Annotated in this window: 20 protein-coding genes; 15 read left to right on the forward strand and 5 right to left on the reverse strand. The window is 70.3% G+C overall.

Annotated features, from left to right (window positions below):
• Positions 1 to 38 precede the first annotated feature (38 nt).
• The 7 genes from U9J66_RS10955 to U9J66_RS10985 all read left to right on the forward strand — a co-directional run bounded on the left by U9J66_RS10955 (position 39) and on the right by U9J66_RS10985 (position 8645).
• Entirely contained in the window at positions 39 to 521 is a 483-nt protein-coding gene (locus U9J66_RS10955; RefSeq protein WP_014911329.1) for an MmcQ/YjbR family DNA-binding protein, read from the forward strand.
• Entirely contained in the window at positions 460 to 2715 is a 2256-nt protein-coding gene (gene recD2 / locus U9J66_RS10960; protein ID WP_187294526.1) for an SF1B family DNA helicase RecD2, read from the forward strand. Before U9J66_RS10955 ends, recD2 begins: the two co-directional genes overlap by 62 nt.
• A 672-nt stretch (positions 2716 to 3387) precedes the next feature.
• On the forward strand, positions 3388 to 3816 hold the full coding sequence (locus U9J66_RS10965) for a (deoxy)nucleoside triphosphate pyrophosphohydrolase (protein ID WP_017533462.1): 429 nt from the start codon (positions 3388 to 3390) through the stop codon (positions 3814 to 3816).
• A gap of 168 nt (positions 3817 to 3984) precedes the next feature.
• On the forward strand, positions 3985 to 5877 hold the full coding sequence (gene typA, locus U9J66_RS10970; RefSeq protein WP_014909627.1) for a translational GTPase TypA: 1893 nt from the start codon (positions 3985 to 3987) through the stop codon (positions 5875 to 5877).
• Positions 5878 to 5987: 110 nt separating this feature from the next.
• Positions 5988 to 6653 (forward strand): DUF6758 family protein, encoded by a 666-nt coding sequence (locus U9J66_RS10975; RefSeq protein WP_042283114.1) that lies wholly within the window; start codon positions 5988 to 5990, stop codon positions 6651 to 6653.
• Between the two features lie 33 nt (positions 6654 to 6686).
• A complete protein-coding gene (locus U9J66_RS10980; RefSeq protein WP_161110586.1) occupies positions 6687 to 7571 on the forward strand; it encodes a PHP domain-containing protein in 885 nt (294 codons plus the stop codon).
• A 111-nt stretch (positions 7572 to 7682) separates the two neighbouring features.
• Positions 7683 to 8645 (forward strand): MBL fold metallo-hydrolase, encoded by a 963-nt coding sequence (locus U9J66_RS10985; protein ID WP_326337625.1) that lies wholly within the window; start codon positions 7683 to 7685, stop codon positions 8643 to 8645.
• 63 nt (positions 8646 to 8708) lie between these two features.
• Here U9J66_RS10985 and U9J66_RS10990 read toward each other — a convergent pair whose 3' ends face one another.
• Both U9J66_RS10990 and U9J66_RS10995 read right to left on the reverse strand, forming a co-directional pair.
• The gene (locus tag U9J66_RS10990; protein WP_017533466.1) at positions 8709 to 9617 is read right to left on the reverse strand and encodes an alpha/beta fold hydrolase; all 909 of its coding nucleotides are present in this window, start codon (positions 9615 to 9617) and stop codon (positions 8709 to 8711) included.
• 54 nt (positions 9618 to 9671) lie between these two features.
• The gene (locus U9J66_RS10995) at positions 9672 to 11213 is read right to left on the reverse strand and encodes a DEAD/DEAH box helicase (RefSeq protein ID WP_026124801.1); all 1542 of its coding nucleotides are present in this window, start codon (positions 11211 to 11213) and stop codon (positions 9672 to 9674) included.
• A gap of 603 nt (positions 11214 to 11816) precedes the next feature.
• Here U9J66_RS10995 and U9J66_RS11000 point away from each other — a divergent pair.
• From U9J66_RS11000 to U9J66_RS11010, 3 genes are all read left to right on the forward strand, one after another.
• Entirely contained in the window at positions 11817 to 12500 is a 684-nt protein-coding gene (locus U9J66_RS11000) for a ferritin-like fold-containing protein (protein WP_014909199.1), read from the forward strand.
• 222 nt (positions 12501 to 12722) lie between these two features.
• Positions 12723 to 13034, forward strand: coding sequence for a DUF6401 family natural product biosynthesis protein (locus U9J66_RS11005; RefSeq protein WP_026124802.1), 312 nt, complete (start codon positions 12723 to 12725; stop codon positions 13032 to 13034).
• 268 nt (positions 13035 to 13302) lie between these two features.
• A complete protein-coding gene (locus tag U9J66_RS11010) occupies positions 13303 to 13545 on the forward strand; it encodes a hypothetical protein (protein ID WP_014911150.1) in 243 nt (80 codons plus the stop codon).
• A 145-nt stretch (positions 13546 to 13690) separates the two neighbouring features.
• Here U9J66_RS11010 and U9J66_RS11015 read toward each other — a convergent pair whose 3' ends face one another.
• The 3 genes from U9J66_RS11015 to U9J66_RS11025 all read right to left on the reverse strand — a co-directional run bounded on the left by U9J66_RS11015 (position 13691) and on the right by U9J66_RS11025 (position 15880).
• Positions 13691 to 14494, reverse strand: a complete 804-nt coding sequence (locus U9J66_RS11015) for a mechanosensitive ion channel family protein (protein ID WP_017533467.1) — start codon at positions 14492 to 14494, stop codon at positions 13691 to 13693.
• 298 nt (positions 14495 to 14792) lie between these two features.
• Positions 14793 to 15434, reverse strand: coding sequence for a TetR/AcrR family transcriptional regulator (locus tag U9J66_RS11020; protein ID WP_026124803.1), 642 nt, complete (start codon positions 15432 to 15434; stop codon positions 14793 to 14795).
• A gap of 212 nt (positions 15435 to 15646) precedes the next feature.
• A complete protein-coding gene (locus U9J66_RS11025) occupies positions 15647 to 15880 on the reverse strand; it encodes a hypothetical protein (RefSeq protein WP_326337626.1) in 234 nt (77 codons plus the stop codon).
• 289 nt (positions 15881 to 16169) lie between these two features.
• Here U9J66_RS11025 and moeZ point away from each other — a divergent pair, with 289 nt between their 5' ends.
• From moeZ to U9J66_RS11050, 5 genes are all read left to right on the forward strand, one after another.
• The gene (gene moeZ / locus U9J66_RS11030; RefSeq protein ID WP_014909009.1) at positions 16170 to 17333 is read left to right on the forward strand and encodes an adenylyltransferase/sulfurtransferase MoeZ; all 1164 of its coding nucleotides are present in this window, start codon (positions 16170 to 16172) and stop codon (positions 17331 to 17333) included.
• A gap of 147 nt (positions 17334 to 17480) precedes the next feature.
• The gene (locus tag U9J66_RS11035; protein WP_017533468.1) at positions 17481 to 17879 is read left to right on the forward strand and encodes a hypothetical protein; all 399 of its coding nucleotides are present in this window, start codon (positions 17481 to 17483) and stop codon (positions 17877 to 17879) included.
• A gap of 116 nt (positions 17880 to 17995) precedes the next feature.
• Entirely contained in the window at positions 17996 to 18313 is a 318-nt protein-coding gene (locus U9J66_RS11040; RefSeq protein WP_326337627.1) for an MGMT family protein, read from the forward strand.
• A gap of 86 nt (positions 18314 to 18399) precedes the next feature.
• A complete protein-coding gene (locus U9J66_RS11045; RefSeq protein ID WP_187294574.1) occupies positions 18400 to 21549 on the forward strand; it encodes an ATP-dependent helicase in 3150 nt (1049 codons plus the stop codon).
• Positions 21542 to 24973, forward strand: a complete 3432-nt coding sequence (locus tag U9J66_RS11050; protein WP_326337628.1) for an ATP-dependent helicase — start codon at positions 21542 to 21544, stop codon at positions 24971 to 24973. Before U9J66_RS11045 ends, U9J66_RS11050 begins: the two co-directional genes overlap by 8 nt.
• Positions 24974 to 24993: the final 20 nt, after the last annotated feature.

Consider the following 24993-nt stretch of genomic DNA (forward strand, 5'->3'; position numbering starts at 1 on the left):
TCTCGGAGGAGACGACGATCGTCGGCGAGGGAGGACGGATGACACCGGAACGGTTCATCGACGTGGCCCTGTGGTTCCCCGAGACGGAGGAGAGCGAACCCTTCGGCCCCGGGCCCCTGGTCTACAAGATCGCCCGGCAGAGGATGTTCGCGCTGCTCATGCCGGGTGACGAGGACCGGCCGGCCGTGGTCAACCTCAAGTGCGACCCGGAGACGGCGCTGGAACTACGGGCCCTCTTCCCGGCCGTCACCCCCGGGTGGCACATGAACAAGCGGCACTGGAACTCCGTGCGGCTGGACGGGACCGTCCCCGACGACGAGTTCGTGGAGATGGTCGACCACTCCTACCGGAGCGTCGCCCGAGGCCTGCGTCGCGCCGACCGCGACCGGGTGCTCGGGGCCCTGGGAGACCGACTTCCGACGGACGACGCCGACGACCGAGAAAGGACGGCGACGCGCGGTGCCCACCCCATCCGAGACCTCTCCTCCCTTCAAACAGGCCGTGGTCCAGGGCGTCCTTGAACGCATCACCTACGCCAACGAGGAGACCGGGTACACCGTCGCCAAGGTCGACACCGGTCGGGGCTCCGACGACCTGCTCACCGTCGTCGGCTCACTCCTCGGGGTCCAGCCCGGCGAGGCACTGAGGCTGCGCGGCCGTTGGGGCTCCCACCCCCGGTACGGCCGCCAGTTCCAGGTCGACGACTACACCACCGTGCTGCCCGCCACGGTGCAGGGCATCCGCCGCTATCTCGGATCCGGCCTGATCAAGGGCATCGGACCCAAGATGGCCGAACGGATCGTCGGCCACTTCGGAACCGACGCCCTGGACGTCATCGAGGAGGACCCCGCCCGGCTGATCGAGGTTCCGGGGTTGGGCCCCAAGCGCACCCGGCTCATCGCCGACGCGTGGGAAGAACAGAAGGCCATCAAGGAGGTCATGCTCTTCCTCCAAGGGGTCCAGGTCACCACCTCGCTGGCCGTGCGCATCTACAAGCAGTACGGCGACGCCTCGATCGAGGTCGTCCAGAAGGAGCCCTACCGGCTCGCCGACGACGTGTGGGGGATCGGCTTCAAGACCGCCGACACCATCGCCCAGGCGGTGGGCATCCCGCACGACAGTCCCGAGCGGGTCATGGCCGGGATCCGGTTCACCCTGTCCGAGTCGAGCAACGAGGGGCACTGCTTCCTGCCCGAGGAGCGGCTGATCTCCGCCGCCGTGAAGATCCTCCAGGTGGAGGCGGGGTTGGTGATCGAGTGCGTGGCCCGCCTCGTCGCCGACGAGGGGGTGGCCCGGGAGAACGTCCCCGGCCCCGAGGGGGAGCCGGTCCGGGCCGTCTACCTGCTGCCCTTCCATCGTGCCGAGATGGGTCTGGCCACCGGGCTGCGCACCCTGCTGGACACACCCGAGGAGCGCATGCCCGCCTTCGCCGACGTCGACTGGCCGGTGGCGCTGGACTGGCTCGACCGCCGCGCCGGTACCTCCCTCGCCGAGGCCCAGAAGGAGGCGGTCCGGGAGGCCCTGTCCCGGAAGGTGTGCGTGCTCACCGGCGGACCCGGCTGCGGCAAGTCCTTCACCGTCTCCTCCATCGTCACCATGGCGCGGGCCAAGGGCGCCGAGGTCATCCTGGCCGCGCCCACCGGTCGCGCCGCCAAGCGCCTCACCGAACTCACCGGACACGAGGCCTCCACCGTGCACCGGCTCCTGGAGCTGCGCCCGGGCGGTGAGGCCGCGCACGACCGGGACAACCCCCTCGACTGCGACCTACTGGTGGTCGACGAGGCCTCCATGCTCGACCTCATCCTGGCGAACAAGCTGGTCAAGGCGGTCCCGCCGGGAGCCCACCTGTTGCTGGTGGGGGACGTCGACCAGCTCCCCTCGGTCGGCGCCGGGCAGGTCCTCCGCGACCTTCTGGAGGAGGGGTCGCCGATCCCCAGCGTGCGGTTGACCCACGTCTTCCGGCAGGCCCAACAGTCCGGGGTGGTCACCAACGCGCACCGGATCAACCAGGGGGAGCCTCCCCACCTGCGGGGGATGGCCGACTTCTTCCTCTTCCCCTGTGAGGAGACGGAGGAGGCCGCGGAGATGACCGTCGACGTGGTCGCCCGCCGCATCCCCCGACGCTTCGGGCTCGACCCGCTCCGCGACGTCCAGGTGCTCACCCCGATGAAGGGCGGCCCCGCCGGTTCGGCCAACCTCAACTCCGCGCTCCAGGCCGCGCTCACCCCGCCGGGCGAACGTGTCGCCGAACGTCGGTTCGGCGGCCGGATCTTCCGGGTGGGCGACAAGGTCACCCAGATCCGTAACAACTACGAGAAGGGCCGCAACGGTGTCTTCAACGGCACCCTCGGGGTGGTCACCGGCCTCGATCCCGTCGCCCAGGAGGTGACGGTGCGCACCGACGAGGACGAGGAGATCGCCTACGACTTCGCCGAACTCGACGAGCTGGCCCACGCCTACTCCATCACCGTGCACCGTTCCCAGGGCAGCGAGTATCCGGCGGTCGTGATCCCCGTGACCACCAGCGCCTGGATGATGTTGCAGCGCAACCTGCTCTACACCGCCGTCACCCGGGCCAAGAGGCTGGTCGTGCTGGTGGGATCCCGTCGTGCCCTGGCGCAGGCGGTGCGCAACGTCTCCTCGGGGCGTCGTCACACCGCGCTCGGCCATCGACTGCGTCTCTCCGGTTACTCGAGCGCCGATTCCCTCAACTGAGCGCCCATTGCGTGGGGAAAAGACCGTTTTCGTCCCTGAATAAGTTCGAAAACCTTCCCCGAACCACCCCCATGGGCTCATCCGGATGCATAGGCTCTCGAACAGTCACTCGTTCACCGGCGAGAAGCTTCCCGCGAGTGCTATCGAGGCCAACATGAGAAACGGCGCCCTTTCCTCCCCCCGGAGAGCGCCGACCCCCGGGCGCCGGCCGCAGAAGGCCGGCGCCCGGGGGTGTGTTCGGGCGCCGGGAGTGTTCTGCAAGACGAGTCGAGCCGCCCGCGAGGTACGAGCGTAGGCGTGGACGAGGATGAAGAACGCTCCCTCCCTTGGCGCCCGAACACGCGCCGAAGCGAAGCGGAGGCGCAAAGCAAACACTTTCGGGCCTCAGCCCCGGCAGGGTGTAAGGGTGACACGATCTCCTACCTCGACCCCCTGGGGTGACCGGCACGCGGTCTCCCACACCGACCCCCTGTAGTGACCGGTACACGCCCTCCTACCTCAACCCCCTGGTGTAACCGACACCCGCCCTCCCACCTTCACCCCCCGGGGTAACGGTCACCCGACCTCCTACCTTTCCACAGGGGCGCCCGAACACGGCCCGAAGCGAAGCGGAGGCGTAAAGCGAACACAGCCGGCGCGGGGTGTGGCTCACAGCCCGTAGGCTGGAGTGCCGTGCAAGAAACACTGATCGTGGTGGGCGCCGTCGTCATCCGGGACGGACGGGTCCTCGCCGCCCAACGGGCCGAACCGGAAGCCGATCGCGGCCGATGGGAGTTCCCCGGCGGTAAGACCGAGCCGGGGGAGAGCCCCGGCGACGCGCTCGTCCGTGAATGTCGTGAGGAACTCGGCGTCACCGTCGAGGTGCGGGAGCGGATCGGATCCGACCTTCCCCTGCCCCGACCGGACCGGCGTACCGGGCTCCCCGCGGTCCTGCGGCTGTATCGCGTCGAACTCCTGGAGGGCGTCCCCCGTCCTCTGGAGCATCTGGCCCTGGAATGGGTGGATATCGCGGGTCTGGAGAGGCTCGATTGGCTGCCCGCCGATCGACCCTTCCTGGGACCGATCGCCCACATCCTCCAGGTGGGGGAACAAACCGCCTGAGGCGCGCGTACAAGGGTTTCGCGGGTTCCGTTCCGGGACGCCTCGTAGTGACGAAGCTAACCGGGACGACTCGTTCGCTTCCCGACCAGACCATCATGACCACATAAACTGGCGACGGGCCGTGGCGATCTGCGGTCTCTACCCAGTACAGGAGATCGAGACTCAAGCATGCCCACCGCCACTTCCGTCGAGGGCTCCGCCCGCCGCACCGACCTGCGCAATGTCGCCATCGTGGCACACGTCGACCATGGCAAGACGACCCTCGTCGACGCCATGCTCTGGCAGTCCGGTGTGTTCCGGGACAACCAGGACGTCGACGACCGTGTGATGGACTCCAACGACCTGGAACGCGAGAAGGGCATCACCATTCTCGCGAAGAACACCGCGGTCCACTACACCACGCCCGAAGGCGAGGACGTGGTCATCAACATCATCGACACCCCCGGCCACGCCGACTTCGGTGGCGAGGTCGAGCGCGGTCTGTCGATGGTCGACGGTGTCGTCCTGCTGGTCGACGCCAGTGAGGGCCCGCTCCCGCAGACCCGCTTCGTGCTGCGCAAGGCCCTCCAGGCCAAGCTCCCCGTCATCCTCGTGATCAACAAGGTGGACCGGCCCGACAGTCGGATCTCCGAGGTCGTGGACGACACCTACGAGCTGTTCATGGACCTGGACGCCGACGAGTCGCAGATCGAGTTCCCGATCGTCTACACCTGCGCCCGCGACGGCAAGGCCACGCTGGAGCGCCCGGAGAACGGCGCGGTCCCCGAGAACGACAACCTCGTGCCGCTGTTCTCCACGATCCTGGAGACCATCCCGGCGCCCGAGTACGTTCCCGACGCCCCGCTCCAGGCCCACGTCACCAACCTCGACGCCTCTCCCTTCCTGGGCCGTCTGGCCCTGGTCCGCGTCCAGCAGGGCGAGCTGCGCAAGGGTCAGCAGGTCGCGTGGATCCGCACCGACGGCAGCACCCAGCAGGTCAAGATCACCGAGCTGCTCATGACCGAGGGTCTGGAGCGCAAGCCCGCCGAGAAGGCCGGCCCCGGTGACATCGCGGCCATCGCCGGTATCGAGGAGATCATGATCGGCGAGACCCTCGCCGACCCCGAGAACCCGGTGGCGCTGCCGCTGATCAAGGTGGACGAGCCCGCCATCTCCATGACCATCGGTACCAACACCTCGCCGCTGGTCGGCAAGGTCAAGGGCGCCAAGGTCACCGCGCGTCTGGTCAAGGACCGCCTGGAGAAGGAGCTCGTCGGTAACGTCTCCCTGCGTGTGCTGCCGACCGAGCGTCCCGACGCCTGGGAGGTGCAGGGTCGAGGCGAGCTGGCCCTGGCGATCCTGGTCGAGCAGATGCGTCGTGAGGGCTACGAGCTCACCGTCGGCAAGCCGCAGGTGGTCACCCGTGACATCGACGGCAAGGTCCACGAGCCGGTCGAGCGTCTGACCGTCGACGCGCCCGAGGACTACATGGGCGCCATCACGCAGCTGCTCAGCGTCCGCAAGGGCCGCATGGAGAACATGGTCAACCACGGCACCGGCTGGGTGCGCATGGACTGGCTGGTCCCCTCCCGCGGTCTGATCGGCTTCCGTACCGAGTTCCTCACCGAGACCCGCGGTACCGGTATCGCCCACCACGTCTTCGAGAAGTTCGAGCCGTGGTTCGGCGAGCTGCGCACCCGCCCGAACGGCTCCCTGGTCGCCGACCGCGCCGGTGTGGCCGTCCCCTTCGCGATGTTCAACCTCCAGGAGCGCGGCGTCCTGTTCGTCGAGCCGACCACCGAGGTGTACGAGGGCATGATCGTCGGCGAGAACTCTCGCGCCGACGACATGGACGTCAACATCACCAAGGAGAAGAAGCTCACGAACATGCGCTCGGCCACCGGTGACGAGCTGGTGCGCCTGGTGCCGCCGCGCAAGCTCTCCCTGGAGCAGGCGCTGGAGTTCTGCCGCGAGGACGAGTGCGTCGAGGTGACGCCCGAGCACGTGCGCATCCGCAAGGTCATCCTCGACCAGAAAGAGCGCGGGCGCATCACCGCGAACAAGAAGCGCCAGCAGCGCTAGCACCGTTCCGGCCCTGATCGGGCGCCGGACGGTGGCAGGGGGCGGTCGGGATCATGTGTCCCGTCCGCCCCGCGTTTTTCCCGGGCTACGGCCGGGTAGATGACCAGAACATGAAGTTCGAGCCCACGTGTCCACGTTGTGGGCGCGGCGTACAACCTCCGGGGTTGTGGTCCAGCGCCTGGCAGTGCGACGCCCACGGGTCCGTGGCGCCGCTCCAGGGTGTGCGTGTGCCGGGGAGCGCCTCCCTCGAAGTCCTTCTGCCCCGTGCCCGGGTGCCCCTGTGGATCCCGTGGCCGTTGCCCGCGGGATGGGTGGTCACCGGTTTCGCCGACGCGGGCGACGAGCGCAGCGGGGCCCTGGCCACCGCGGTCGCCCTCTCGGGGCCGAACCCGCTCGGTGGTTTCGGCGAGCTCGTCATCGTGGCGGAGGACCCCGGGATCGGTCTGGGGGCCCGCCTCGCCGGTCTGAACGGGCCGGATCCGGGTGCGGGCTGTGATGCGGGGGCGCCCGCCGCCAAGGTCCGTTTCGACGGTCACGACGTGGCCCTGTGGAACCTGGACATGGGCAGGAGCCGGGCCGTCTACACGGGTGAGGCGCTCGCCCACTGGTTGTGGCTGGTCTTCGACTCCGCCGACACCGGGATCCTCATGGGCGAGATCCACGCCCTGCGCGACCTGAGGGATCTACGTGACGGAGGGGTCGCGTTGGAGCCTCCGTTCGGCGCGCCGAGCCCCTTCCTGGAGCGGAACCTCGCCTCGACGGACACGAACGACTGACGGCCGGACCCCGGTCTTACGTACAATCGCCCGGTGACACGTATCGATCTGCACTCGCACAGTTCGGTCTCCGACGGGAGCGACACCCCGGCCGAGGTCATGGCATACGCGGTCGCCGCGGGGGTGGACGTGCTCGCCCTCACCGACCACGACACGGTCGGGGGGATCGAGGAGGCCGCCCGGAGCCTGCCGCCCGACCTCACGCTGGTCCCGGGGATGGAGCTGTCCTGCGCCTATCAGGGGTCGAGCGTCCACCTGGTGTCCTACCTGTTCGACCCGGAGGCGCCCGGCCTGCTCGAGGAACTGCGCCGGATCCGTTCCGATCGGGCCTCTCGGGCCGAGGAGATGGTGCGCAAGCTCCAGGAGCTGGGCGTCGACGTCACCTGGGAGCGGGTGCTGGAGATCGCCGGGGCCGGTCACTCCGAGCACGCCGACGCCAACACGATCGGCCGCCCCCACCTGGCGAGGGCCGTGGTGGAGGCGGGTGCCGCCGAGAACGTCCAGGACGCCTTCGATCGGTGGATCGGTTCGGGCGGTCCGGCCTACGCCTCCCGTTACGCGCTCGATCCGGTCCGCGCGGTCCGGATGGTCCGTGAGGCCGGCGGGGTCTGTTCCCTGGCCCATCCGGGCCGGGCCGAGGGCGCCATGAACGGCGCGGTCCCGGTCGAGCTGGTCGAACGCATGGTGGCGGCCGGGCTGGGCGGGATCGAGGCCGACCATCCCTCGCACCGGAGATCCCAGGCGGCGTTCTGGCGCGGTGTCGCCTCCGACCTGGGGGCGGTGGTCACCGGTTCCAGCGACGACCACGGCACTCTGAGCGGTCGCAGGCTGGGCTGTCGGACCACGGCCCCCGAGGCGTTCGAGGAGCTCATCGCCCCCGCGACCGGTGCCGAGCCGATCCGCGGTCGAGAGGCGTGAGAAGGGATGCCCTGACGCGCCGAGGTTCGGTACGGTACGGAACACTGCGTGAGGGCGCGACAATGGTCGCAGCGCTGAATCAGCACATATCTGGACGAAGGGTCTGACGCCGTGTTCTGGAAGCGGAAGCCGAAGAAGCAGGAAGGCCACGAGGCCACCGATTCCGCTGTGGAGGTCGCGGAGGACACCGAGGAGAAGGTCGACGACGCGGTCGGGTCCGAGGACACCGACACGGAGGAGACCGCCGAGAAGGCCGCGACCGAGGACCGGTCCGCCGACGAGACCGAGACCGCCGGGTCCGATGAGGCCGAGGCCGCCGACGAGAAGGCCGACTCCGACGAGAGCGCCTCCGACGACACGGACGAGAAGGCCGACGAGGACGCGAAGGAGGCGAAGACCGAGGACTCCGAGGAGGAGGACGAGGTCGTGGAGGTCGGGGTCACCGGCCCCGACGCCGACGGGATCACCCGCGTGCGCACCGCTGGCACCTTCGAGTTCGACGGTGAGAAGTCCGAGATCATCAGCAACACCTGGATCGTGGAGGCGGACAAGGACGGTGTCGTCGTCATCGACCCCGCCCACGACGCCGAGGCGATCCTGAAGGTCGTCGGCGACCGCGAGGTGTACCTCGTGGCCTGCACCAACGCCTACAGTCCGCACATCGAGGCGGCCCTGACCATCGCGGAGGAGACCGAGGCCGACATCGCCCTGCACCCCCGCGAGATGCGCGCCTGGCGTCGCGTGCACGGTGCCGAGCACCGCCCGGAGATCGAGGTGGAGGGCGGCGGCTCCTTCGACGTCGGCGACCTGCACATCGACGTCCTTCCGCTGCCCGGAACCTCCCCCGGCACGGTCGGCTACTACGTCAGCCAGCTCGGCGCCGTGTTCGGCGGCGACACCCTGCGCAAGGGCGAGCCCGGCATGGTCGGCGGGATCTACATCGACTACACGACGCAGCTCGCCTCCATCGGCGAGAATCTGCTGACGCTCCCGCCGGACACCCGGATCCTGCCCGACCGGGGACCCTCCACCACGGTGGAGACGGAGAGCCGCAACTTCGACGCCTGGGTCTGATCCCGAGGACCGTCCCCCGCACATCGTGCCGCCGCCCCTACCGGGGTGGCGGCACGAGTCGTCTCAGCGGCGGCCCACCGACTCGGTCTCGTTCCAGAAGGCGGTCAGCGCGCTCGACGTGGTCTCGGGCGCCTCCACATTGGGGGAGTGGCCCGCACCGGGGATCACCAGGCGTCGGGCGCCCAGACGCACGGCCATCTCGTCCTGCTCGGACGTGGGCCAGGCGTCGTCGTTCTCGCCGTACAGGACCAGCTTGGGGATGTCGACCTCGACCAGCTCGTCCACCCGGTCCCGGGCGCCCAACAGGTCCTCGGCCATGCGCAACAGGCCCACGGCGCTGCTGGACAGAAGACGGTCGCGGAGGAAGTCGACGATCTCGGGCCGGCTCGAACGGCGGTGCGCCTCGGCCTCGAAGAGTTCGTCCCACAGTTCGCGCAGGCGCTCGCTCGTGGGGTTCATCGACACGGCGGCGATCAGGTTGCGGGTGCGCGTCGCGGCGGCCCCGCTCATCGCGCCGGGGCCCGAGCACATGAGGGTGAGGGAGCCCAGGGGGGAACGGTCGACCAACGCCGCCTCACGGGACACCAGGCCGCCGAAGGAATGCCCCACCAGATGTACGGGGCCGCCGTCGCCGACCTGGTCCAGGACCTCGGAGACCACCTCTCCCAGAGAGGAGAGACGGTAGTCGGGAAGTCTCACCCCGGGCGGCGGGGTGAGGGTCTCCGGGCCCGGCGACCGGTAGGTGCCGGGCAGATCGATCGCCACCACCTCCCGTCCGGCCTGCGCCAGACTCTGGAGGAGGGCGATGAAGTCCTCCTTGCTGCCGGTGAAACCGTGCACCAGGACGGCAGGGGACAGTTCTGTGCCGCCGGAGGTGGGCAGAGCCCGGAGCGCGGCCACCGGACCATAGGAAAGACTCAGGTCCGTGCGCCGCACACCCGGCGGCAGATCGAGGAACTCAGGTGTACTCACGTCGGGACACCCTAGACGATCAGGGCGCCGGAACGGGAGGATACGCGGGTTCGGTCAGGTGTTCTCGGGGTCCCTGCGGGCGCCGCGCGTACGACGACGGCGACGGATCCGGCGGGTGCCCTCTCCATCGGAGCCCTTCTCGGAGGCGGAGGACCGTTCGGTGGAGGGCGGCGCGGTGGTCCCGGCCTTCTCCGCCGAGGCCCCGGCACCGGTCACGGACTCGCCGTTCCTGGTCCGTCGGCGCGAGCGGTCACGGCCGCCGCCACGGCGTTCGCCCTGCTTACCGCGGCCGCGGTCACGATCGCCACCGCGTCCTCGACGGCCACCGCGCTCCCCCCGGTCGCCGCCCCGCGGCTGGCCGGTGTCGCCGATGTCCTCGATCTCCTCGGCCTCCAGGCCCGCGTGCTCTCCGCGCTTGTCCTCGGCGAGCCGGCCCTTGGTGCCCTTGGGGATCCTCAGCGCCTCGAAGAAGTGCGGCGAGGTCGAGTAGGTCTCCTCGGGCTCGTGGAAGTCCAGGTCGAGCGCGCCGTTGATCAGCTTCCAGCGCGGCATCTCCTGCCAGTCCACGAAGGTGACGGCGGTGCCCGTGCGTCCGGCGCGGCCGGTCCGGCCGATCCGGTGGGTGTAGGTCTTCTCGTCCTCGGGCGTCTCGTAGTTGACCACGTGGGTCACGTCGTCGACGTCCAGACCCCGGGCGGCCACGTCGGTGGCGACCAGGATGTTGATCTTGCCGTTGCGGAAGGCCCGCAGGGCGCGCTCGCGCTGGCTCTGCCCGAGGTCGCCGTGCACGGCCGCGGCCGCGAAGCCACGGCTCTTGAGGTCGCTCGCGACCCGGTCGCAGGCCCGCTTGGTCTGGCAGAACACCATGCTCTGCCCGTGGTCCTCGGCCTGGAGGAGACGCGCGAGCATCTCCGGCTTGTCCATCTGGTGGGTGCGGAACGCGTGCTGGGCGATCCGGCTGGTGATGGCGGAGCCGTCGATCTCGTTGTCGTCCCCGGCCCTGACGTGCGTGGGTCGGGTCAGGTAGTTGCGCGACAGGGTGACGATCTCGCTCGGCATGGTGGCCGAGAAGAGCATCGTCTGACGCTCGGCGGGCGTCTTGGTGAGGATGCGCTCGATGTCGGGGAGGAACCCCAGGTCGAGCATCTTGTCGGCCTCGTCCAGGACCACCGAGGCGACGCCGTCCAGCCGCAGGTGCTTCTGCTTCTCCAGGTCGAGAAGGCGGCCCGGGGTCCCGACCACGACGTCGGTGCCCTCCTGGAGGCCGTTGATCTGCGGCTCGTAGGAACGCCCACCGTAGACGGTGAGGATGCGACCGCCACTGCGCTTGCTCGCGGTGGTCAGGTCGGCGGCCACCTGGATGGCCAGTTCACGGGTGGGGACCACCACGAGGGCACGCGGTCGCTTGGCCGTGCCCGGCTCGCGCTGGGACAGCTGCAACAGCGGCAGGCCGAAGGCGAGGGTCTTGCCGGTACCCGTGCGCGCCTGCCCGATGATGTCGCTGCCGTTGAGCGCGATGGGCAGGGCCAGTTCCTGGATCGGGAACGGTTCCACGATCCCCTCCGCCTCCAGGGCGTCGGAGATCTCGGGACTCACTCCGAGGTCGCGAAAGGTGATGCGGGGTGTCTTCGTCTCATCTGTGCTGCTCAGGGCTCAAGCCTCCATCTAGGCGGGCCGCAGCGTCGTTCGTGGCCGCGGCGGGGTGCGGTCGCGGTCGGCCTCCGGCCGCCGCGGAGGGCGCGGCACACCCGGTCCCCGTCTGACGGAGGGAACCCCGGTGGCGCTGCCGACTGGATCCGCGCGGCCCGGGGACACTGCCCCTGCCGCGGACTTTCCGGTTCCATCCGCTGGATTGTCATGTGCGGTGCGTCGCTGGGCGCGTGGCCATCGCTCCCTCACGCCGCACTGGTCGTGAGGACACGTCGTGGTGTCCGGCGCCCGCACCCCGAGCGCCCGCCTTCGCGGCGCCGAGGGGTACCCGCGGGAGGGCCCGCGTGTGGAGGGCGCGGAGGGCGGCGCGGTGTGCGCGCACGCTGGTCATCACACAGAGTCTAGCTGTTGGTTCGCCCGGTGGACAGAAGAGGTTCACCGGGTCGGTGGACGGCCGAGACCGTACCCGCTCCCGCCCGGTGCAACCGTCATTCGAGGCCGTTTAGTCCCCGGTTCGGGTCCGAAGGGCCGGGCGATACCCTGACGGTCATGACCCAAGGCCCTTCCGCCGAACCCGGCGTGATCGATCTGCTCGGACTCCTCGCCTACGCCGAGCTCGGTTCCTTCTTCCGTCTGGCCGACGACGCGGGCCTGGCCCCGTCGCTGCGCACCAAGGGAGAGCTGGCCGGGCTGGCCGCCACGGAACAGAGCCACTACCAGGCGATCCACGACCGGCTGGTGGAGCTCGGCGTCGATCCGGAGGAGGCGATGGCCCCCTTCATCGCGCCGTTGGACGCCTGGCACGAGCGGACCGAGCCGCAGAGCTGGCTGGAGAGTCTGGTCAAGACCTACGTCGGCGACGGCATCGCGGGTGACTTCTATCGCAAGGTCGCCGAGTTGGCCGACGCCGAGACCCGGGCCCTGGTCGAGGACGTCCTCGCCGAGACCGGAAGGGCCGAGTTCGTGGCGGGTCAGGTACGCGCCGCGCTGGAGGAGGACCCCAAGCTGGCCGGTCGACTGTCCTTGTGGGCGCGACGTCTGGTGGGCGAGGCGCTGAGTCAGGCGCAGTCGGTGGCCGTGGATCGGCCGGAGCTGGCGGGGTTGCTCTCGCGGGGGAGCGAGAGGGACAAGAGCGGCTCGGGCCTGGGCGACCTGGCCGCGGTGAGTCGGATGTTCGCCTCGCTCACCGAGGGCCACACCGCCCGCCTGGCCGCCATGGGCCTGGCCGACTGACACGTCCGAAAGGGCGTGGGGACCGACGGTCCGAGTGCTCGCCGGCATCCGTTAACGTGACGACGGATGCCGGTTTCGTCGTGTATCGGGGCCTTGACTTTTTCTTGTCGGCTCTTGGTCAAGTGCGGGTAATTTCCACCACATTCGTGACGATCCATTGGTCGCCGGCACATATAGTCGAGAAGGTTTCCCGTCTCCTCGACCACGCGAGTAGGTACTTCCATGCCCCGTGGGACCTCCGTGCGCCACCCACTGGCCGGACTCACCCGTGACTTCCACCGCCTCGGACCGCTCGAGGGCTCTGTAGAGCCCTGGATGAGCGCTGAGCTGGATCAGCATGCCGCACAGGTGTGCGAAGGCATCGTCTCCGGCGGTGCCGAACTCAACGCCGCCACCCTCGGAACCTACCTTCACGGTTTCCTCGACGGCTGTCTCGAACGCGGTTGGGATTCCGAGGACGCCGGCTACGACTGGGAGACCCTTCGCATTCTCGCCATCTGTCGCTTGGCGAAGGAGCGCGGTTTCGTCCGCTAGGTTGGTCGTGACCCGCGGGCGTATGTGATCTTCGACGCGAGCCTCTCGCGATCGTCGCCCTTGGCGGTTCCCCGGCGAAATGCCGTGACCGGGCGTAGGCTGAAACACGACGGTGGCTCCACCGTGGCCGATCGTGGTCCGGCGTATCCGGGTGCGATCGAGAACCCCGCGGAATGCGGCGTGGGATTCACGGCGTTCAAGGTGCCGGGCGGATCTCGGTCACCGTAACCGGCGGAGCGGCCTGCGGAGCCGCGAGAAAGGAATGCGAATGAGGAGCGGTCGGCATGGGGCGGCGCGCCCACCCGTCGGCGTCCTGATCCAGCAGGATCGCGTCGACTTCGCGCTTTTCGCACTCATCTTCGTCGTCGCGCTCGCGTCGATGGTGCTCACGGGACCCGGAAGCGTCGTCTTCTGGTTGGCCTTCCTGCCGTTGATCGCCACCGTCGTGCTGGCCTTCCGGCGTATCGAACACCTTTCCCGACTGGAGCTGCGCGACTCCGAGTTCCTGTGAGTCGCCTCCGGCCGTAGACGTCCGAGCTCGGTCCGGGACACACGACGAGGGCGAGGCCGCCGGGCCCCGCCCTCTTTTCGTGTGCTCCCGAGTCCGCCGATCTCGCGTTCCTCCCGGACGGGTGGGAACGTGCGGGACCCGACGGCTACGGGGTGGATTCGCCGCCGGTCCCGCGCTGCCCGGGAAGGCTGGAGCTCTCCTCCCTGGTCTCGGCGGTCTCCTCCTCGGCCCTGGCCCCGGGGCGGTTCATGGCCGCCTCGCGCCCGGCCCGGTAGCTGCTCTCCTCGCTCAGCCGGCTGGTCTCGCGCTCGGCCACGTCCAGCCAGCGGGACCACCGCGACTGCATCGGCCTGATCAGACCGCCGCCGACACCGACGACGAGGATGCCGCCGATGGTCGCCAGCACCGTGATCAGCACCGGCAGGGTCACGGCCACGGCCACGCCCATCTGGTTCAGCGCGGCGATGATACCGAGGGCGACGATCGCGACGGCCGCGATGTTCGCCAGCAGGCGTCCGTAGGAGAGTCCGCCCAGGGCCCCGTCGATCAGGTCGCGGACGGCCTTGGCGATCATGGCCGTCACCACGACGATCACCAGGGCGACGATGCCCCGCGGGATCCAGGCGATGACGTCGTTGAGCAGCGTGCTGATCGGGTTCGGCCCGAAGACGTTGAACGCGAGCGTCAACACGAACAGCAGCGCGACGTAGTAGATGATCTTCCCGCCCAGCTCACTGGCGGTCCAGCGGCTGCGCTCGAAGTAGTGGCCCACACCGCCGCGGTGCAGGGCGCGGTCCAGCCCGACGCCGTGGAGTCCCTTGGCGACCCCCTTGCCCACGAACCAGGCGATGATCCAGCCCAGAACGAGGATCACCAGGAAGCCCAGCAGCAGTGGCACAAAGCCCGCTATCGACTGCCAGGCGCTCATCAGACCCTGCCCGATGTCCATACGTCTTCACCCCCGAATCGCTGGTCCCGCCCGTGATTCCGGTGGCCGGAGTCGAGCGGATACGGCGAAGAGAAGCTCGTTACTTCTCAGTTTCGCGATACCCGTCGAGGGAGTTTCGAACCGTTTGTCAGCAATACCTCGAGGTGATTGCATGGCCTTTATCAGGATTTGGTGGAGAGCTGGGTGAATTCCCTTTTTCAAGATGGGAGAATTCGCGATCCGTGTTCTTCCTCGGGGTGGAACGGAAGAACCCCCGGGCGCGTGGGCGTCCGGGGGTGTCGTCTTCGCGAGGGAGAGGCTAGGAGCCGTCCTCCTCGGCCGAGCGGGTCAGGTCCCAGCCGCTGATGCCGCGCCAGGCCAGCCGGGCGACCAGCTGCTCGGCGGCGTCCTTGGGGATCGAGCCCTCGTTGTTCAGCCAGTACCTGGCGCTGGTCTCGGCCATACCGACCAGGGCGATGCTCAGCAGGTGGGCCTCGTCGTCGGAGATGCTGGTGTCCTGACGGATCACCTCGCCGATCAGCTCGGCGCAACGCCGGAACGTCTGCTCGCTCTTCTCTCTGACCGCGGGGAGGTTGCGCAGGTCGGACTCGAAGACCAGCCGGAAGGCCTCGCCGTCGCCCGCGACGAAGTCGAAGTAGGCCTGGAAGCTCGCCGTGACGCGCTGACGGTTGTCGTCGGTGCTCTCCAGCGCCTCGCGCTGCTTCTCGACCAGGGCCTCGGAGTGCTCCTCCAGAAGGGCCAGGTAGAGCTCCAACTTCCCCGGGAAGTGCTGGTACAGAACGGGTTTGCTGACCCCCGCGCGGTCGGCGATCTCGTCCATCGCCGCCGCGTGGTATCCGCGGGAGACGAAGACCTCCTGAGCCGCGGCCAGGAGCTGGCGACGGCGCCTGACCCGGGGCAAGCGGGTACCCCGGGCGCGGGCGTCTGAAGGAGCTGTCACACCCACACCCTCCGAACTCGGCATGGCAGATGCACGCCGTTGACCGGGCATCTGCGTGGCTAGTGCTTGCGGACGCGGCCTGTGATCTGTGGCCCGGCCCGCAGGTCGTCCCTCATCTTACTCCCGCGTAGGTTCCGTGTGGGCGGCACGGGGCGAATGCCGTCCTCAGGGGCGGCGGGGGCGTATGTCGTCGGCCGGTGCGGATGAGGAGGTCAGCGGCGCTCCTCCTCGTCCTCCTCGCCCGCCTCGATGGACTGCTCGATCACGTCGGCCTCGTCGGCCTCGTCGAAGGTGCCGCGGGCCGCGCCCTCGGTCCAGTCGCCGGGTTCGTCGGACCCGGCGGGGGTGCGCTGTTCGGCGGCGTCGGCCTCGGGCACATCGGTGGTCGGGTCGTCGTTCTCAGGGCGGCGTCCGCCCGTTCTCCGGTCGGAATCGGAAGATGCCACGGGGTCCTCCCCAACGTCGTCTCCGTACCCGTGACACTACCGTTACTCCACCCTTCGGTGCCTCTCGACACCCGCCCCCCCTTCCTCCGGGAAGCCCCTCACCGAGGCCGCTCGACGGGGGGTGCGCGTGGAGCGACGTGGACCACTCCTCCCCGGGGTGGGAATGGAATACCCCACCCGTTAGGTTGGGTATGAGTGCAAGACGCTTCGCGCGCCGCCCCGCCCTCCGCGGGCTCCCCTCGGTACGGGTGTGGATGCGAGGCGACCCGAACAGACATGAGGAGTCACCGTGTCGCTGCCGCCGCTGGTCGAACCGGCCGCCGAGCTGACCGTGGACGAGGTGCGTCGTTACTCGCGTCACCTGATCATCCCGGACGTGGGGATGGACGGCCAGAAGCGACTGAAGAACGCGAAGGTGCTGGTCGTCGGGGCGGGTGGCCTGGGATCCCCGGCCCTGCTCTACCTCGCGGCCGCGGGCGTGGGCACGCTCGGCATCATCGACTTCGACGTCGTCGACGAGTCCAACCTCCAGCGCCAGGTCATCCATGGCCAGAGCGATGTCGGCCGGCCCAAGGCCGAGTCCGCCCGGGACAGCATCAAGGAGGTGAACCCCAACGTCGAGGTCGTCCTGCACCAGGATCGTCTGGAGTCGGACAACGCGTTGGAGATCTTCGCCGACTACGACCTGATCCTGGACGGCACCGACAACTTCGCCACCCGGTACCTGGTCAACGACGCCTGCGTCATCCTGAACAAGCCCTACGTGTGGGGTTCGATCTACCGCTTCGACGGTCAGGTCAGCGTCTTCTGGAACGAGTACGGGCCCCAGTACCGCGACCTCTACCCGGAGCCGCCGCCGCCCGGAATGGTCCCCTCCTGCGCCGAGGGCGGTGTCCTGGGCGTCCTGTGCGCCTCCATCGGCTCGGTGATGGTCAACGAGGCCATCAAGCTGATCACCGGTATCGGTGACCCGCTGGTGGGCCGTCTGCTCATCTTCGACGCCCTGGAGATGACCTGGCGCGAGGTCAAGGTCCGCAAGGACCCGGAGACCGAGCCGGTCACCGAGCTCATCGACTACGAGGCCTTCTGCGGCGCCGTGTCCGAGGAGGCCACCGAGGCCGCCGCGGACTCCACGATCACCGCGCCGGAGCTCAAGGACCTCCTGGACAACAAGCCCGACGAGATCTTCCTCGTGGACGTGCGCGAGAAGAACGAGTACGAGATCGTCAGCATCCCGGGCGCGACGTTGATCCCCAAGGGCGAGTTCCTCAACGGCAAGGCCTTCGAGCGCCTGCCCCAGGACAAGCGCGTCGTCCTGCACTGCAAGTCGGGCGTCCGCTCGGCCGAGGCGCTGGCCGCGGTGAAGGCGGCCGGTTTCGCCGACGCCGTGCACGTCGGCGGCGGTGTGCTGGCCTGGGTCAACCAGGTCGACCCGAGCCTGCCCTCCTACTAGGTCACGCTCCCTCCGGGCGGTACGGGTCTCCCGTGCCGCCCGGACGCGTTCACGGCCCCGCGTCCCTGAAAACTACGCAAGTGGGTACAAACCTCACATGGGTGGCCGCGCCGACCGGCGCGCGCCCTCGTCGTGGGAGGTGGAGTGATGCGTGACAAGGGACGCCGGGCGGACTGGGCGGCGATCGTCCTCGGCTTCGCCGTGGGCCTGAGCTGGATCTGGCATGGAATGTACGGGTTCTCCGGCGGGATGTTCTTCCTCTTGGGGCTGGGGACCATCTTCGCCGCGGTGCTGTCGCTGACCCGCCCCGCCGCGATCGCGAGCGAGCTCGGCGTCCTGGCGGCGGGGGTGGTGCTGTTCGTCCTGCCGTGGCTGCTCGGCTTCACCCACATCCTCGCGGCCGCGATCACCGCGTGGGTGGGCGGCGGCCTCCTGATCGCCTTGGGCGTGTTCGGTGTGGTCATGGCGGCCAAGACCCACAAGCGACACCCGGAGTTGGCCTGGAACAACCACCACGACGCCGGGGTGACCACGAGAACGCCCTGACCCGCGCCGCGACGCGAGCGGGGCCGTCCCCTTCCAGGACGGCCCCTTCGTCATGGGCTCCGGCGGAGCGGGGAACCCGGGCACGCCTGTCGTCGGGGGTGGCTAGGCTCGGCCCCATGACGGACGACGTGCCCGACGAGTACACCGAGGAGGTCCTGGCGGTGGTGGAGACCATCCCGCCGGGCCGTGTGATGAGCTACGGCGACATCGCCGAGTACGTGGGCCGGGGCGGCCCGCGCCAGGTGGGTTCGGTCATGTCCCGCTGGGGCGGAGGAGTGCCGTGGTGGCGCGTGGTGCGCTCGGACGGTCGGCCGGCCTCCGGACACGAGGTGCGGGCCCGCTCCCACTACGCGGCGGAGGGCACGCCGATGCGTTCTCAGAGCGATCGGGTCGATATGACACGAGCCCGATGGGACGGCGGTTCCGGGGCCTGACGAGGTAGGCGACCCGGCCGGGGTCGTTCGGGATGGTCGTCCGACTCTGGTGAACTGGTGAGGTGAACACATCCCCGTACCGTCTCGTGCGGCGTGCCCACCGGGTGCAGCCGCCACCGGTGCTGGACGAGAACCAGCGGCTCGTGGTCGAGCATCCCGGAGGGCCGCTCCTGGTCCTCGCCGGGCCGGGGACCGGCAAGACCACCACCATCGTCGAGGCCGTCGTCGACCGCATCGACAACCGTGGGGTGGACCCCTCCCGGATCCTGGTGCTCACCTTCAGCCGCAAGGCCGCCCAGGAACTGCGCGAGCGCATCACCGGACGGCTGCGTCGTACCACCCGCGAACCCCTGGCCCTCACCTTCCACAGCTACGCCTACGCGCTCATCCGACGCGAGTTCCAGCGGATGGGCGACCTGCCGCCCCGGCTGCTCTCCGGCCCCGAACAGTTGATGGAGATCCGTGAGCTCCTCTCCTGGGAGCTGGCCGACGGCGCCCGGGACTGGCCCGAACGGCTCCATCCCGCCTTGGAGACGCGCGGCTTCGCCGAGGAGCTGCGCGACTTCATGATGCGCGCCCAGGAACGCGGACTGGGCCCCGCCGAACTCGCCGCCATGGGGGCCGAACGCGATCGTGACGACTGGGTCGCCGCCGCCGGCTTCCTGGACCGGATGAACGGCCGCTTCGACGTCGCCCCCGTGCCCACCCTCGACTACGCGGAGCTGGTGCGGATCGCGGCCGGTCTGCTCTCGGACCCCGAGGTGCAGGACCGCGAACGGGCCGCCCACGAGGTGGTGTTCGTCGACGAGTACCAGGACACCGACCCCGCCCAGGAGGAGCTCCTGCGCGCCCTGGCCGGGGACGGCCGTGATCTGATCGCGGTGGGAGACCCCGACCAGTCCATCTACGCCTTCCGCGGCGCCGAGGTCCACAACATCCTGGAGTTCCCCGAACGCTTCCCCACGCTCCGGCGGGAGAGCGCCCCGGTGGTGGCGTTGCGCACCTGCCGACGCAGCGGCGCCGCCCTGTTGGCGGCCTCGCGCGCGATCACCCGTCGACTGCCCGCCGTGGCCTCCGCTCGCGGGCGGGTCAACGCCCACCGCGACCTGACACCCGCCGAGGGGATCCCCGACGGCGAGGTGCGTCTGCTGATGGCCGACAGTCCCACCCAGGAGGCCGCGGTCATCGCCGACCTCCTGCGTCGCGCCCACCTGATCGACGGGGTCCCGTGGTCGGACATGGCGATCCTGGTGCGCTCCTCCAGCCGGCAGTTGCCCGTGCTGCGCCGAGCGCTCACCGCGGCCTCGGTCCCGGTGGCCGTGGGCGCCGACGACCTGCCCGTGGCGGCCGAGCCCATCGTCCGCCCCATGCTCGCCCTCATCCGCTACGGCCTGCGCCCGGAGGAACTGGACGACGACGCGGCCCGCGAACTCCTGACGAGCCCCTTCGGTGAGGCCGACACCGTTCGCCTGCGCCGGCTGACCCGCGCCCTGCGCAGGCTGGACCTGGACCGGGTCCGGGAGGCGAGGGAGAACGGGGAGACGGAGGAGGCCGAACACCGCCCCTCCACCCGACTTCTGGTGGACGCCCTGCGCGACCCCGGCCGGCTCACCCTGATCGACCCCGTCATCGCCGCCCCGGCCGTGCGCGTGGCCGAGGCCCTGCGCACGGTCGGCGCGCTCGCCGCCGGCGGCTCCGACGCCGAACAGGTCCTGTGGGAACTGTGGCGCGCCAGTGGGCTGGCCGACCGCCTGCTGCGCGCGAGCCTGGCCGGAGGGCGTCGCGGCGCCGCGGCCGACCGTGACCTGGACGCCGTCGTCGCCCTGTTCGAGAGCGCCGCCCGCTACTGCGACCGGTTGCCGCCGGGGACCCCCGACGGCTTCCTGGAGGATCTGGCCGCGCAGGAGATCCCCGGGGACAGCCTCGCCGAACGCGCCCCCGACGGAGAGTCGGTGCGCATCCTCACCGCCCACCGCTCCAAGGGACTGGAGTGGGGCCTGGTCGTGGTGGCCGGAGCCCAGGAGGGCGACTGGCCCGACCTGCGGTTGCGCGGCTCCCTGCTCGGGGTCGAGGAGCTGGTCGACTCCCAGGGGCTCCACGCCGACTCGCGCGGCGCCGCCCTGGCCTCCAAACTCCTCGCCGAGGAGCGCCGTCTGTTCTACGTGGCGCTCACACGCGCCCGGCGCACCCTCTACGTCACCTGTGTGGGAGGGGAGGAGTCCGACGAACGTCCCTCCCGCTTCCTCAACGAGATGGGACTGGGCGACCCGGAGCCGGTCGGCACGGGACGGCGCTGGCTGTCGCTGCCCGCCCTGGTCGCCGACCTGCGTTCGGTGGTCACCGACCCCGACGCGCCGGGCCCTCTGCGCGAGGCCTCCGCCGCCCACCTGGCCCGACTGGCGGAGGAGGGGGTGCGGGGCGCCGACCCCTCCGAGTGGTACGCCCTCACCCCGTTCAGCGACGATCGTCCCCTCGCCGACCCGGAGGACACCATCCGGGTCTCGCCCTCCCAGGTGGAGAGTTTCACCAACTGCCAGTTCCGCTGGTTGCTCGAACGCGCCGCCGGGGCCTCCTCCGGGGACTCCGCCTCGGCCCTGGGCACCATCGTGCACGCCGTCGCGGTCCTGGTCGCCCAGGGCGGCGACGCCGAGGAGGTCGGCGAGCGCATGGACGAGATCTGGTCCGACCTCGACTTCGGCGGCCCCTGGCAGTCCGACAAACAGCGCGACCGCGCCGACGAGATGATCCGGAAGCTCGTCACCTGGGACGCCCTCAACGACCGTGAACTGGTCGTCACCGAGGAGGGGTTCAAGGTGGACGTCGGCGGTATCGAGATCACCGGCCGCGTCGACCGTCTCGAACGCGACTCCGAAGGCCGTGCCGTGGTCGTCGACATCAAGACCGGCGGTTCCAAGGCCGACGACCTGGCCCGCCACCCCCAGCTCGGCGTCTACCAGATGGCCGTGCTCCAGGGCGCCTTCGCCAAGCTCGGCCTGTTCGAGCCCGGCGGTGCCGCGCTGGTCCAGGTCGGTGCCGCCGCGTTCAGCAAGAAGGCGCGTGAACAGGTCCAGCCCCCCTTGGGCGAGGACCCCGATCCCGGCTGGGCGAAGACCCTCGTGCACGAGGTCGCCACCGGCATGGGGGGCTCCCGCTTCGCCGCCACCCGCAACATCGGATGCAACGCGTGCGCCGTACGCGCCTGTTGTCCGGTCCAGGACGAGGGCAGACATGTCTGAACCCAACCCCGCCCCCACCCCCGAGACCCCCGGCCCCCGCCCCCGTTTCAGCCCCGCCGAACTCGCCCGCCTGCTCAAGCGTCCCGAGCCCACCATCGAGCAGGCCCAGGTCATCTCGGCCCCCCTGGAACCCGGTGTGGTGATCGCCGGCGCCGGCTCCGGCAAGAGCGAGACCATGGCCTCACGTGTGGTCTGGCTGGTCGCCAACGGTCTGGTGCGGCCCGAACAGGTCCTCGGTCTGACCTTCACCCGCAAGGCCACGGCCGAGCTGGCCGAACGCGTGCGCAAACGCCTGGAGCAGCTGCGCTCCACCGAGCAGTTCCCCGAGGAGGAACTCGACGGGGAGCCCACGATCTCCACCTACAACGCCTACGCGGGGCGGATCGTGGCCGATCACGCCCTGCGCGAGGCGGTCGAGCCCACCTCGCGACTGCTCAGCGAGGGGCAGGCCTGGCAGCTCGCCGCTCGTATCGTCGGCGAGTACGACGGTCCCATGGACCACGTCGACGTCGGCGCCGACACCGTCACACGGAGAGTTCTGGACCTGTCCGGGCAGATCTCCGACCACCTGACCACCACCGACCGGGTGCGCGGGGTGGGGCGCTGGATCCAGTCCCAGGTGGACGCCATGCGCCGCAAGCCCACGGCGCCCACCCGCGAACTGGTCTCGACCCAGCGCCGACGCGAGGAACTCCTGCCGCTGGTCGACCTGTACGACCGGGCCAAACGGGCTCGTGAGGCGATGGACTTCGGCGACCAGATGGCCCTGGCCGCCCGTATCGCCCTCAACCATCCCGAGGTGGGGCTGCTGGAACGCGGCCGCTACCGCGTGGTGCTCTTGGACGAGTACCAGGACACCAGTCACTCCCAGCTCGTACTGTTGCGCGCGCTGTTCGGCGAGGGGCATCCGGTCACGGCCGTCGGCGACCCCTGCCAGTCCATCTACGGATGGCGCGGGGCGATCGCCGCCAACCTCACCGGCTTCCCCACCGACTTCCCGGTCTCTCCGGGGAACCCGGCCCCGGTGCGGCGTCTGTCGGTCAGTTTCCGCAACGGCGCCCGCGTCCTCGACGTCGCCGAGCGCGTCTCCGAGGAGCTGAGGGCCGAGGCCGTGGACGTTCCGGTCCTGCACCCGGGCCCCGCCCGACGTGATCGGGGTACCGCCATGGCCGCCCTGTTCTCCACCGAGACGGAGGAGGCCGAGTGGATCGCCGACCAGGTCCACCGGCTGGTCAGGGCCACGGCCGACGATCCCGGCGGCCCGGTCTTCGCACCGGACGGGCGGGTCTGGCCCGACGGAGAGCTCGGTGGCGCCTCCGACGGCGCGATCGGTCCGGGCGACATCGCCGTCCTGTGCCGTAAGCGCTCACAGTTCCCGCCCCTGCGGGAGGCCCTGGAGGCGAGGGACATCCCCGTGGAGGTCGTCGGTCTGGGCGGCCTCATGATGGTGCCCGAGGTCCGCGACATCATCGCGACCCTGCGGGTGGTCCACGACGCCTCGGCCGGCAACGAACTGGCGCGTCTGCTCACCGGGCCCCGATGGCGGATGGGCCCGCGCGACCTGGCGGCCCTGGGCGCCCGCGCGACCGAACTGGCCCGGCACACCCGCAGGGACCTGACCGGAGCCGCCTCCGAGGACGGCGGTGAGGACACCGACGACCTGCTGCGTCGTACCGTGCTGGATCTGACCGCCGAGAGCGGCAGCCTCGTCGACGCCGTCGACGACCCGGGGCCGGCCGAGAACTACTCCGAGGTCGCCTACGAGAGACTGGGCCGCCTGGCCGAGGAGCTGCGCTCCCTGCGCAGGCTCGTCGGCCAGCCCCTGCCCGACCTGATCACCGAGGTCGAGCGCACGCTCGGCCTGGACATCGAGGTGGGCTCCCGCACCAACCGGGACCCGCTGTCGGCCCGCGCCGACCTGGACGCCTTCGTCGACCACGCGGTCCGCTTCGTCGGCAACTCGGAGGACCCCACCCTCGGCGGTTTCCTCGGCTACCTCAACGCCGCGGAGGAGAACGAGAGCGCGCTCAGCCCCGGCGAACGCGTCGGCGGCTCCGACAGCGTCAAGCTCATGACCATGCACGGGGCCAAGGGCCTGGAGTGGCCGGTCGTGTTCGTCCCCGGCGTCAGCGGTGGCCGGCGTTCCCCGCTGTTCCCCGCCAAGGCGCGCGACCCCCTGGCCTGGCTCAAGGCCGACCACATGCTGCCCTACCCGTTGCGCGGGGACCGGGCGAGCCTGCCCGTCCTGCGAGGGGTGGAGAAGGACGACATCGCCGGATTCAAGGAGGCCGAGGAGGCCCGCCACCTGATGGAGGAGCGGCGGCTCGCCTACGTCGCGGTCACCCGGGCCTCCTACGCCCTGGTGTGCACCGGCCACTGGTGGGGGCGCACCGGCAGTACGCCGCGCGGCCCCTCGGTGTTCCTGGAGGAGATCCGCGAGGCCTGTGAGCGGGGCGCCGGACCGGTGGTGGCCTGGGCGCCCCCGCCCGATCCGGAGGAGACCAACCCGCACGCCGACGAGGAGACCACGGCCGTGTGGCCGCCGGAGTCCCCGGTCGAGGCGGAGGGGTCGACCGTCGAGGTCGCCCCCGCCTCAGGGGCTCGGAACCCCGCCGAGGAGCGTCGTGCCAGGGTCCTGGTCGGCGCCGAACTGGTCGAGCGCGCTCGTCGGAGGATCAGGGAGGGAGATCGGGTCCTTCCCGAGAACGCCCCCGAGGTGCTGCGTCGCAGGCTCAGGGGCTGGGAGCGCGACACCGAACTGCTGCTCGCCCACCGCGACCGCGCCGCCTCGGGGCCGGGGGAGGGGCCCGTCCAGGTGGAACTGCCCGACCACCTGTCGGTCTCCTCGATGGTCTGGCTGGCCCGCGACCCCTCGGCGCTGGCCCGACAGATCCGGCGACCGCTCCCGCGACCGCCCGCCCCGCACACCCGGCGGGGGACGGCCTTCCACACCTGGTTGGAGGGGCGTTTCGGGCAGAACGCCACCCTGCTCGACGAGCTTCCCGGAGCCGCCGACGAGACCGCCGGCGAGGACGAGGACCTGGCCGAACTCCAGCGCATGTTCGAAGCGAGCGAGTGGGGTTCGCGTGTGCCGCTGGAGGTGGAGGTGCCCTTCGAGACGGTCATCGGCGACCGTCTCGTCCGAGGGCGCATGGACGCGGTCTTCCACGACCCGGAGACCGGCACCTACGACGTGGTCGACTGGAAGACGGGACGCCCACCGGGCAACCGGGCCGAACGCCACGCGGTGGGGGTGCAGTTGGCCGCCTACCGGCTGGCCTGGGCCGACCTGGTCGGGGTGCGGCCGGAGGAGGTCCGCGCGGCCTTCCACTACGTTCGGGCCGACGAGACCGTCCGTCCCGTCGACCTGCTCGACGCGGAGGGGCTGGCGGCCCTCTTCACCGCCCTGCCCGAACCGGAGTGAGCGGCGGCGGGGAGACCACT

Source organism: Nocardiopsis sp. LDBS1602 (genome assembly GCF_035818715.1).
GTDB classification, from domain to species: Bacteria; Actinomycetota; Actinomycetes; order Streptosporangiales; family Streptosporangiaceae; genus Nocardiopsis; species Nocardiopsis alba.

Excerpts from the sequence above, each read along its gene's own strand:
- U9J66_RS11005 (WP_026124802.1), top strand. The coding sequence starts at position 12,723 with ATGCCCCGTGGGACCTCCGTGCGCCACCCACTGGCCGGACTCACCCGT.
- U9J66_RS11000 (WP_014909199.1), top strand. The coding sequence starts at position 11,817 with ATGACCCAAGGCCCTTCCGCCGAACCCGGCGTGATCGATCTGCTCGGA.
- typA (WP_014909627.1), top strand. The coding sequence starts at position 3,985 with ATGCCCACCGCCACTTCCGTCGAGGGCTCCGCCCGCCGCACCGACCTG.
- U9J66_RS11050 (WP_326337628.1), top strand. The coding sequence starts at position 21,542 with ATGTCTGAACCCAACCCCGCCCCCACCCCCGAGACCCCCGGCCCCCGC.
- U9J66_RS11040 (WP_326337627.1), top strand. The coding sequence starts at position 17,996 with ATGACGGACGACGTGCCCGACGAGTACACCGAGGAGGTCCTGGCGGTG.
- U9J66_RS11010 (WP_014911150.1), top strand. The coding sequence starts at position 13,303 with ATGAGGAGCGGTCGGCATGGGGCGGCGCGCCCACCCGTCGGCGTCCTG.
- U9J66_RS10955 (WP_014911329.1), top strand. The coding sequence starts at position 39 with ATGACACCGGAACGGTTCATCGACGTGGCCCTGTGGTTCCCCGAGACG.
- U9J66_RS11015 (WP_017533467.1), bottom strand. The coding sequence starts at position 14,494 with ATGGACATCGGGCAGGGTCTGATGAGCGCCTGGCAGTCGATAGCGGGC.
- U9J66_RS11035 (WP_017533468.1), top strand. The coding sequence starts at position 17,481 with ATGCGTGACAAGGGACGCCGGGCGGACTGGGCGGCGATCGTCCTCGGC.
- U9J66_RS10975 (WP_042283114.1), top strand. The coding sequence starts at position 5,988 with ATGAAGTTCGAGCCCACGTGTCCACGTTGTGGGCGCGGCGTACAACCT.